Origin of the sequence: Myxococcus sp. CA039A, assembly GCF_013336645.1 — a bacterium.
Classification (GTDB): Bacteria; Myxococcota; Myxococcia; order Myxococcales; family Myxococcaceae; genus Myxococcus; species Myxococcus llanfairpwllgwyngyllgogerychwyrndrobwllllantysiliogogogochensis.
Map to the genome: position 1 here is coordinate 20,797 of NZ_JABUMQ010000120.1, position 8,349 is coordinate 29,145.

Here is an 8,349-nt window from a genome sequence, read left to right on the forward strand (position 1 = left end):
AGTCCCACGCGGCGCGGGGCCCGAACCTGGAGGAGGCGGCGGCACGGTGCCGACGGGAGCCGCCCGAGGGGGAGTGCCGGCGACGGGAGGTGGCGTCAGCGGCGCGAGACCGGCGGGAGTCCCACGCGGCGCCGGGCCCGAACCTGGAGGAGGCGGCGGCACCGTTCCCACGGGCGCCGTGCGAGGCGCAGCGCCCGCGACGGGAGGAGGTGTCAGCGGCGCGAGGCCCGCAGGCGTCGGACGCGGGGCGGGTCCCGAAGCGGAGGGGACTGCGCCCCCGGGTGCTCCGCCCGCGACAGGCGGGGGAGTCAACGGCGCGATCCCGGAAGGTGCGCCTTGGGGCGAGGGCGGTGGTCCTGCTCGCGCGGCGGGCGCTGTGGGCCTCGCTGTCGCTTGAGCCTGCGGCGTACCCGTTGCGGGACTCGCGGGTGCACCGCCGGCGGCGGGCATGGCAGCAGCCACCGTGGGCCTCGCACCTGTTGCCGGAGTCGCGGGCGCACCGACGGCGGGAATGCCTGCGGCGATCGATGGCCTCGCACCCGTTGCTGGAGTCGCGGGCGCACCGACGGCGGGAACGCCTGCGGAGACCGTGGGCCTCGCACCCGTTGCTGGACTCGTGGGTGCACCGACGGTGGGAATGCCTGCAGCGACCGTGGGCCTTGCACCCGTTGCTGGACTCGCGGGTGCACCGACAGCGGGAATGGCGCCCGCTACCGAGGGCCTCGCACCTGTCGCCGGAGTCGTGGGCGCACCGACTGCGGGCACCGCGGAGACAGTGGGCCTCGCACCTGTGGCCGGAGTCGTGGGCGCACCGACAGCGGGCATCGCGCCCGCTACCGATGGCCTCGCACCTGTCGCCGGAGTCGCGGGCGCACCGACGGCGGGAACGCCTGCGGAGACCGTGGGCCTCGCACCTGTCGCCGGAGTCGCGGGCGCACCGACGGCGGGAACGCCTGCGGAGACCGTGGGCCTCGCACCTGTCGCCGGAGTCGCGGGCGCACCGACGGCGGGCATGGCGGCCACCGTGGGCCTCGCGCCCGTGGGCGTGGAGGTGGGGCTTCCCACCGAGGGCAGCCCCGTGGCGCTCGTGCGCTGCGGCGTGGGCGCGGTGATGGCGGGCACGGACACCGTGGGCCGCTGCGATGGAGGCACGGCCGGCGCCGCGACGCCCGGAGGTCTTGCTGTCGGCACCCCAGCGGGCGCGGCTTCCGTTCCGGGAGGACGCGGCGGGGCGGCGGCGGGAGGCCTGGCCACCGGCGCCGGAGTGGGCGGCACGGGGCCCGGGGTGGCCGCCGTCATCCGCGGAATGGCGGGGCGCGCGGGAGCCGCCGGTGTCCCGGGCGGGCTTCCCGGCGGCCTGCCGGAGCTGGGATCGGAAGGCTCGGACATCGCGCTCGTCTACTGGGCCACGGCGGGCAGGTCGTTGTTGTTGTGTCCGGCGAGGCGGGTGCTCCGGTTCGCCTGGATGGACTTCTGGATGTCGTCCTCCGACATGCCAGACGACAAGGTGATGGTCGTCGACGTCTTCTGTCCCGTCTCGGTGTCACACGCGGACACGTTCACCAGTCCGTCCGTGTTGATCTCGAACGTGACTTCGATCTTCACCTCGCCGCGATAGCCGATGCGGAAGCCCGCGAACTCGAACTCACCGAGCATCTCGCACTCGTCGGCCCGGTTGGACTCGCCCTGATACACGCGAATCTTCACCTTCTCCTGCCCGTCACGGCTGGTGGTGAACGCCTTCGAGCGGTCGATGGGCACCGGCGTGTTCTTGTCGATGATCTTCTCGGTGTACCCACCCACCGTGCCGATGCGCAGCGTCAGCGGCGTGACGTCCACCAGGAACGTCTCCGTCTTGCTGTCCAGCAGCGCATGCGACTGGAGCGCCGCGCCCATCGCCACGACCTGGTCGGGGTTGATGCCCTCCAGCGGAGCCTTCTGGAAGTAGTGCTTCACGGAGTTGCGGATGATGGGCAGCCGCGTGGGCCCGCCGACGAGGATGACCGCGTCGATGTCCGCCGCCGTCAGCCGCGCGCTCTGCAGCGCCTCGTCGCAGACCTTGAACGTGCGCTGCACCAGGTCCATCACCATCCGGTTGAACTGGTCCTGGTTCAACGTGTGGCGCAGGTCCATCACGTTGCCCTGCGCGTCCTGGCAGATGCCCGCGCAGAGGATGTCCGCGGAGCCCGTCTGCCCCACGTCGATCTTCGCCTTCTCCGCGGCCTCCTTCAGCATCTGCAGACAGAACTTGTTCTGCCGCAAATCCAACCGCGTCTTGCCCAGGAAGTCGTCCGCCAGCCACGTCATGATGCGGTCGTCGAAGTCGTCGCCGCCCAGGTACGTGTCGCCCGCCGTCGCGAGCACCTCGAAGACGTCCTTGCCGATCTCCAGGATGGACACGTCGAACGTGCCGCCGCCCAGGTCGTAGACGACGACGCGCTGGTTGACGTCCCGGCCAAAGCCGTACGCGAGCGCCGCCGCCGTGGGCTCGTTGAGGATGCGCAGCACCTCCAGCCCGGCGATGCGGCCCGCGTCCTTGGTGGCCTGGCGCTGGTTGTCGTTGAAGTACGCCGGAACGGTGACGACCGCCTTGGTCACCTCACGTCCCAGGTACGTCTCCGCGACGGCCTTCATCTCCTTGAGCACCAGCGCGGAGATTTCAGGCAGCGAGTACGCACGCTCCCTCACCCCGATGCGCACCGAGTTGTTCTCGCCCTCGACGATGCGGTACGGCATCACCGCCTGCGCCTTCTTCACCTCGTCGGAGAAGTAGTAGCGACCGATGAGCCGCTTGGCCGAGTACACCGTCGTCTCGGGGCTGGTGATGATGTTCTTCTTGGCCGCGTTGCCCACCAGCACCGAGCCATCCTCGAGGAAGGACACGCAGGAGGCATGCGTCGTCTCTCCCCACTCGTTGGGGATGACGATGGGCTGGCCATCCTGGACCACCGACACGCACGAGTACGACGTGCCAAGGTCGATGCCGATTGCGATGTCGTCCGACATTCCATCTCCGGTGAAGGGTCTAGCCCGAGGCCGTCGGTGAAGCGCCCGGAGGTTAGGAGCCTCCGGAAGAGGTGTCAATGTTCGATCAATGTAAAGCCCAGCCATTTCAAGCACTTAGCGAAGTGGCAAGGGGGCGTGCCCGCTGGCTTGAGGGGGGGAGGGGACGTCATTATCTATGGAGCAAAGGAGTTCTCCCTCATGTCCGTCGTCCTCGCAGCCCTCACGTCAGACCCGAACCTGCTCAGGTGCGAGCTCCACCGGCTCGCCGAGCAGGTGCTCGTCCAGACGGAGCCTCGCGCAAACGCGGTGGGGGTGGGAGCGTACGCCCAGGACGAGGTCCTCCTGCGCCGTTTCTCCAGCGCGGAAGGGGAGCCCTCGCTCGTGGGGCTCGCCCCACCGGGTGAGTCGGAAGCCCTCTTGTTCCACGCCAGCCGCATTCCGGTGGGCCAGTCGCTGGAGGAGAACACCCAGCCGTTCCGCTCGCGCCGCTGGCTGTTCGCCCACCAGGGCAGTGTCAGCGGCTTCGACGAACTGCGCGCGACCCTGTTGGACTCGCTGCCAGAGCACCTGCAGCGTCAGGTGCACGGCGGAACGGACAGCGAGGTGCTCTTCGCGCTCTTCCTGCGTCACCTGCGTGACGTGGGGCGCACCGACGACCCCCGGCTGGAGGCGCACGTCGCCGGTCGCATGCTGGCGGACACCGCGCGCGAGGTCATCAAGCGCTCCGTGGATGCGGGCATCCCTCGCGCGTCCACGCTCAACCTGGTGGCCACCAATGGATACCTCCTCGTGGCCTGCCGCTTCGGCGAGGAGCCGCTGTTCTATTCGCGACTCGAAGGCGGCGCGGAGTGCGTGCCCTGCGGAGTGACGGCCAGCTCTTCAGAGTCGCAGCCCGCGGTGGGCGCCCACCGGCGTCGCCGCACCGTCGTCCTGGCCAGCCACCTGAAGCGCCCGGGGAGTTGGGTGGAGCTGCCTCGCGGAACCACCCTCGCCGTGGGGTTGGACCTTCAGGTGCAACTGCTCAACGGCGGCTGAGCCCGGAAGGCGCTCTCCTGGTCGAACGCCCACGCACTTCGCGTGGGTCGTTCCCGCCCCGTGGCTTTCGGAGAGGCTGGAGCTGAAGTGACGGATTCCCGGAGCATCCCGGCGCAAGCGGGTGAAGCACGGGAGTAAAACGAAAAAACCCAGGAATCTAGACGCCTCTTCCGGGAAACCGAAGCGGATTCCATGGGTGGAATGTGAACCGCTTTACAGGCCCCGCAGATTTGTTGCCTCATACTGGCGTAATTCCAAGGGTTTTACTCCGGGAATGAGTTTTGCCGCTGCCACTGCCTTCCTCTGCTTCGCTTGAGTCTCGGCTGTCCGTCGTCGTTCGCCATCCCGTGGATGCGGTGGTGGCGGCCTCGATGGGCCGGCGCTTCGCCCGGGACGCGGGATTGTCGGCGGCCTCCAGCGCGGAGGTCGCGGTGGTGGTGAGCGAGCTGGCCACCAACCTGGTGCGTCACACGCGGGCGGGCGGGACGGTGGAGGTGTGGTGTGAGGACGGCTGGCTCTGCATCCGCTCGCTGGACCGGGGCCCGGGCATGGCGGAGCCGGAGCGGCTCTTCGTCGGCCGCGAGGGACGCCCAGGGCCTTTGCCAGGAGAGAGCCTGGGTGAAGGCGGCGCCGCCGTGCGACGGCTGACCGACGAGGTCCGCGTGTCCAACCGCGAGGGCGGTGGCCTGGAAGTGTTCGCGCGCAAGCGCATGAGTCTGGAAGCAAGGAGACCGTGGTGAGTCGGGGCGTAACGAGTACACAGCTGCTGGGCGTCTTGCAGCACTTCATGACGGAGACCGCCGCGCGGCTGGTGCTTCGAGGAACGCTGGAGCCGCTGCGATTGTCGGCGGACACGCTGGGCGCGGCGGAGCTGCCGCGGGTCATCGAGGCGCTGGAGCCCGCCACGCGCCACTTCGTGGACCCGGCCCGACGTCCGGACCTGGCCGCGCGGTTGCGGGCCCTGACGGCGACGGCCACCGTCCCCTCGGGGTTGAGCGCCGCGCGCGAGCCGACGCCGGCCCCCGCGATGACGACGATGGACGCGCGGCCCACCACGTACCTGGTGCGGACGGAGGCGGACGCAAGCCATGCGCGGCTCGCGGCGCGCGCGCTGTGCGAGTCGATGGGGGGACGCGGCTACGAGTGCCAGAAGGTCGCGACGGCGGTGAGCGAGCTGGCGCGCAATCAGATCTCCTACGCGGGCGGCGGCACCATCCAGCTCATCCCCGTGCAGACGCCGCGCAAGCTGTTGCGCGTGCGCGCGGAGGACCAGGGGCGGGGCATTCCGGAGCTGGAGCGCGTGCTGTCGGGCACCTACCGGAGCAAGACGGGCATGGGCCTGGGCATCCTGGGCGTCAAGCGGCTGGCGGACCGGTTCGAGGTGAAGACGGGCGCCACCGGAACGCAGGTGGAGTTCGAGGTGTGGCTGTGAGGTTGTCCATCGCCCACCGGACCCGTCCGAAGGTGGGCGAGGTGGAGAACGGCGACGGCGTGGTGGTGCGCGTCGACGGGCCGCACACGCTGCTGGCGGTGGTGGACTCGCTGGGCCACGGGCCCGCGGCGGCACAGGCGACGGCGGAGGCCGTGCGCTGCCTGGGCCAGGCGCCGCTGGGCCCGTCCGTGGAGCCGCTGATGGAGGCGCTGCACGCGGCGCTGCGCCATGGCCGGGGCGCGGCCATCATGCTCGCCGTGTTCGACGGGCACACGCTGCACTGTGGCGGTGTGGGCAACGTGGAGCTGCGCACCGTGGGCACGCGCGTGCCGGTGCTTCCCACGCCGGGCATCCTCGGCCAGTCCTTCCGCACGCTGCGCACCGTCTCCACCGTGCTGTCGCCCGGAGACCGTCTGGCGGTCTTCACCGACGGCTTGAGCTTTCGCCTGGACCTGGAGCTGGTCCGTACGCAGTCCCCCGATGCGGCCTGCGCGTTCCTGATGGAGCGCTTCGGCCGTGTCACCGATGACGCCACCGTGCTGGTGGCGGATGTGGAGCCGTCGTGAGCCACCCGGACAGTCCCCTCCCTTCGCGCGACCTGTCGCGCATCCCCATCATCCCCCTGTGGGGACAGCTCATCGTCCCCCTCCAGGGCGACATCACCGACGCGCAGGCGGCGCAGCTCTGCTCGGACGTGCTGCGCGACATCCAGCGCACCAGCGCGAAGGGGATGGTGGTGGACATCTCCGGCCTGTGGCTCGTGGACAGCCACCTGTGCGCGGTGCTGGCGCGGCTGGCCGCCTCGGCCCGGCTGATGGGCACGCGCACCGTGCTGTGCGGCATGGGCGCCGACGTGGCGCTCACCCTCCAGAGCATGGGCATCCAACTCGACGGCGTGGAGACGGCGCTGGGGCTGGAGGAAGGCTTGTCGCTGCTCGGCGTCCGGGCGGTGGGCGCGCGCACGGCCGAATCGGAGCGCGAGGAGGCCCAGCGCCTCGCGGACGAGATGCTCGGCATCATCGCTCCCCCCGTGGCCAGGAACGTCGTCTGAGGGAGACTCCATGAGCACCGCCCTGCCCACACCCCTGACCGTCGACCCCGAGCGCGTGGGGCGCATCATCGACGTCCTGTCCCTCATCTCCGTGGGGGAGTTCTCGCCCGAGCGCACCACCATCTCCATCCGTGAGCAGGACGAACTCGCCGCGTTGGAGGAGACGCTCAACGTCTTCGTGCGCGAGCTGGCCACCACCCGCCGCGAGCACGAGGAGGCCCTGACGCGCCTGGCGGCGAGTCACCGCGAACTGGAGGAGAAGCTCTCCACCATCGACCGGCAGCGCGACGCCATCCGCGACCTGTCCACGCCCATCATCGAGCTGTGGGAGGACATCCTCACGCTGCCCATCGTCGGCGTGGTGGACACGCAGCGCTCCGTGGAGATGACGGAGCGGCTCCTGCAGCGGGTGGTCCAGGGAAAGGCCCGCTGCGTCATCATCGACATCACCGGCGTGGAGGTGGTGGACACGATGACGGCCAACCACTTCATCAAGATGGTGAACGCGGCGCGCCTGCTGGGCGCCTACTGCGTGGTGACGGGCATCAGCCCGCTGATTGCCCAGACGCTGGTCCAGATTGGCGTGGACCTGCGGGAAGTGAAGACGCTCGGCAGCCTGAAGGAAGGCCTGCGCGATTGCTTCCAGCACCTGGCCGGGCGTGGCGGCAACACCTCCACCTCCCGGCGCTGACCCCTTCGATTTCCGAGAGGAGACACGGCATGGTCCGCATGTGGACGTTCGGTGACAACAAGGTGTGGCTCGAGTCGCCCGACATCATCCGACTGGTCAACGTCGGGGTGTTCGACCTCAAGCTCCTCCATGAGCTGAACCAGGTGGCGCTGGAGCTGAGTGCGACGCATCCCCGGCTCTATCTGATCTCCGATGTGCGTCGCGGGACGAGCATCTCCGCGGACGCGCGCAAGACGCTGAGCGAGAACCCGGAGGCGATGCCCTTCGTGGGCACCGTCCTCTTCGGCGCGAGCTTCGCCTTGCGGACCATGGCCAACATGATGGGGCGGGCCTCGGCCCTGCTCGGGCGGACGCAGGGCGCTCCATTTGGCATGGTGGAAACGGAAGAGGAAGCCCGGGGCTGGGTGGCCGCCCAGCGCGCGCTGCAGGGCGCTGCCCGAGCCTCCTGAAAGGGCTGTCCGGAGGAGGCGCGAGAACCTCCGGACGCCGACCCGCTCACCGCCGCCGGCGCAGCCCGAGCAGGCCCACCCACGCCAGCCAGACGAGGCCGAGCGGGAGGGCGCCCGCGGTGCTGGAGCAGCCCACGCCGCCTCCCTCCACCAGGCTGGGACGGATGACGTTCCACTGGTGATGGGCGGGAGTTATCTGCACGTTCCCCGCGATGTCCGTCGCCAATACATCCAGCGAGTGGATGCCCTCCGACAGCGAGCGGACGGTGAGGGGATTCTCACAGGGCGACAGCTCCACGCCGTCCAGCGTGCACTTGAAGCCGGAGACGGGCTCGGAGGTGTTCAGGGTGAAGGTGACCTCCGAGAGCGTGCTGGTGCCCGTGGGGCCCCCGCTCAGCGTGGTCGTCGGCGGCAGGCTGTCCACCGTGAAGGTGCGAGGCGTGGACTTGTCGCCAATGTTGCCCGCCATATCCGTGGCGAAGACCCGCAGGTCCTGCAGCCCGGTGACGATGGCCAGCGTCACCGCCACCGTCCACTCGCCGCGCTCGTTGGCCAGTGTCGTCCCCACCGTCAGTCCGTTGAGGGTGGCGGTGAGCGTCGTCCCCGGCTCCGAAGTGCCGGTGATGGTGTAGTTGTCCGGCCTGACGATGGCGTCGACCGCCGGGGTCAGGACGACGGGGGGGGC

At 70.0% G+C, this 8,349-nt stretch carries 9 protein-coding genes; 7 read left to right on the forward strand and 2 right to left on the reverse strand.

The genetic code is table 11. The features are described from left to right. Window positions 1-1,398: 1,398 nt before the first annotated feature. The gene (dnaK, locus tag HR086_RS20935) at window positions 1,399-3,006 is read right to left on the reverse strand and encodes a molecular chaperone DnaK (protein WP_141642920.1); all 1,608 of its coding nucleotides are present in this window, start codon (window positions 3,004-3,006) and stop codon (window positions 1,399-1,401) included. A 198-nt stretch (window positions 3,007-3,204) separates the two neighbouring features. Here dnaK and HR086_RS20940 point away from each other — a divergent pair, with 198 nt between their 5' ends. The 7 genes from HR086_RS20940 (at window position 3,205) to HR086_RS20970 (ending at window position 7,664) form a co-directional block, all read left to right on the forward strand. Beyond that, window positions 3,205-4,041 carry a class II glutamine amidotransferase gene (locus HR086_RS20940; protein ID WP_141642921.1) on the forward strand — a complete coding sequence of 279 codons (837 nt, stop codon included), beginning with the start codon at window positions 3,205-3,207 and terminating at the stop codon, window positions 4,039-4,041. A gap of 359 nt (window positions 4,042-4,400) precedes the next feature. Continuing rightward, window positions 4,401-4,781 carry an ATP-binding protein gene (locus HR086_RS20945; RefSeq protein ID WP_246137190.1) on the forward strand — a complete coding sequence of 127 codons (381 nt, stop codon included), beginning with the start codon at window positions 4,401-4,403 and terminating at the stop codon, window positions 4,779-4,781. Continuing rightward, window positions 4,778-5,473, forward strand: coding sequence for an ATP-binding protein (locus HR086_RS20950; RefSeq protein WP_373564334.1), 696 nt, complete (start codon window positions 4,778-4,780; stop codon window positions 5,471-5,473). The genes HR086_RS20945 and HR086_RS20950 overlap by 4 nt, the downstream gene beginning before the upstream one ends. Next, complete coding sequence (locus HR086_RS20955) at window positions 5,464-6,039, forward strand: SpoIIE family protein phosphatase (RefSeq protein WP_371745574.1); 576 nt, start codon at window positions 5,464-5,466, stop codon at window positions 6,037-6,039. Before HR086_RS20950 ends, HR086_RS20955 begins: the two co-directional genes overlap by 10 nt. Continuing rightward, a complete protein-coding gene (locus tag HR086_RS20960; protein WP_174455022.1) occupies window positions 6,036-6,524 on the forward strand; it encodes an STAS domain-containing protein in 489 nt (162 codons plus the stop codon). Before HR086_RS20955 ends, HR086_RS20960 begins: the two co-directional genes overlap by 4 nt. Window positions 6,525-6,534: 10 nt before the next feature. Continuing rightward, window positions 6,535-7,215 (forward strand): STAS domain-containing protein, encoded by a 681-nt coding sequence (locus HR086_RS20965; RefSeq protein ID WP_141642923.1) that lies wholly within the window; start codon window positions 6,535-6,537, stop codon window positions 7,213-7,215. Between the two features lie 29 nt (window positions 7,216-7,244). Then, window positions 7,245-7,664, forward strand: a complete 420-nt coding sequence (locus tag HR086_RS20970) for an STAS/SEC14 domain-containing protein (protein ID WP_174455023.1) — start codon at window positions 7,245-7,247, stop codon at window positions 7,662-7,664. Between the two features lie 46 nt (window positions 7,665-7,710). Here the strand turns inward: HR086_RS20970 and HR086_RS20975 are convergent. Continuing rightward, on the reverse strand, window positions 7,711-8,349 hold a 639-nt coding region (locus tag HR086_RS20975), incomplete at its 5' end, for an Ig-like domain-containing protein (protein ID WP_254626413.1).

Excerpts from the sequence above, each read along its gene's own strand:
- dnaK (WP_141642920.1), bottom strand. The coding sequence starts at position 3,006 with ATGTCGGACGACATCGCAATCGGCATCGACCTTGGCACGTCGTACTCG.
- HR086_RS20940 (WP_141642921.1), top strand. The coding sequence starts at position 3,205 with ATGTCCGTCGTCCTCGCAGCCCTCACGTCAGACCCGAACCTGCTCAGG.
- HR086_RS20965 (WP_141642923.1), top strand. The coding sequence starts at position 6,535 with ATGAGCACCGCCCTGCCCACACCCCTGACCGTCGACCCCGAGCGCGTG.
- HR086_RS20970 (WP_174455023.1), top strand. The coding sequence starts at position 7,245 with ATGGTCCGCATGTGGACGTTCGGTGACAACAAGGTGTGGCTCGAGTCG.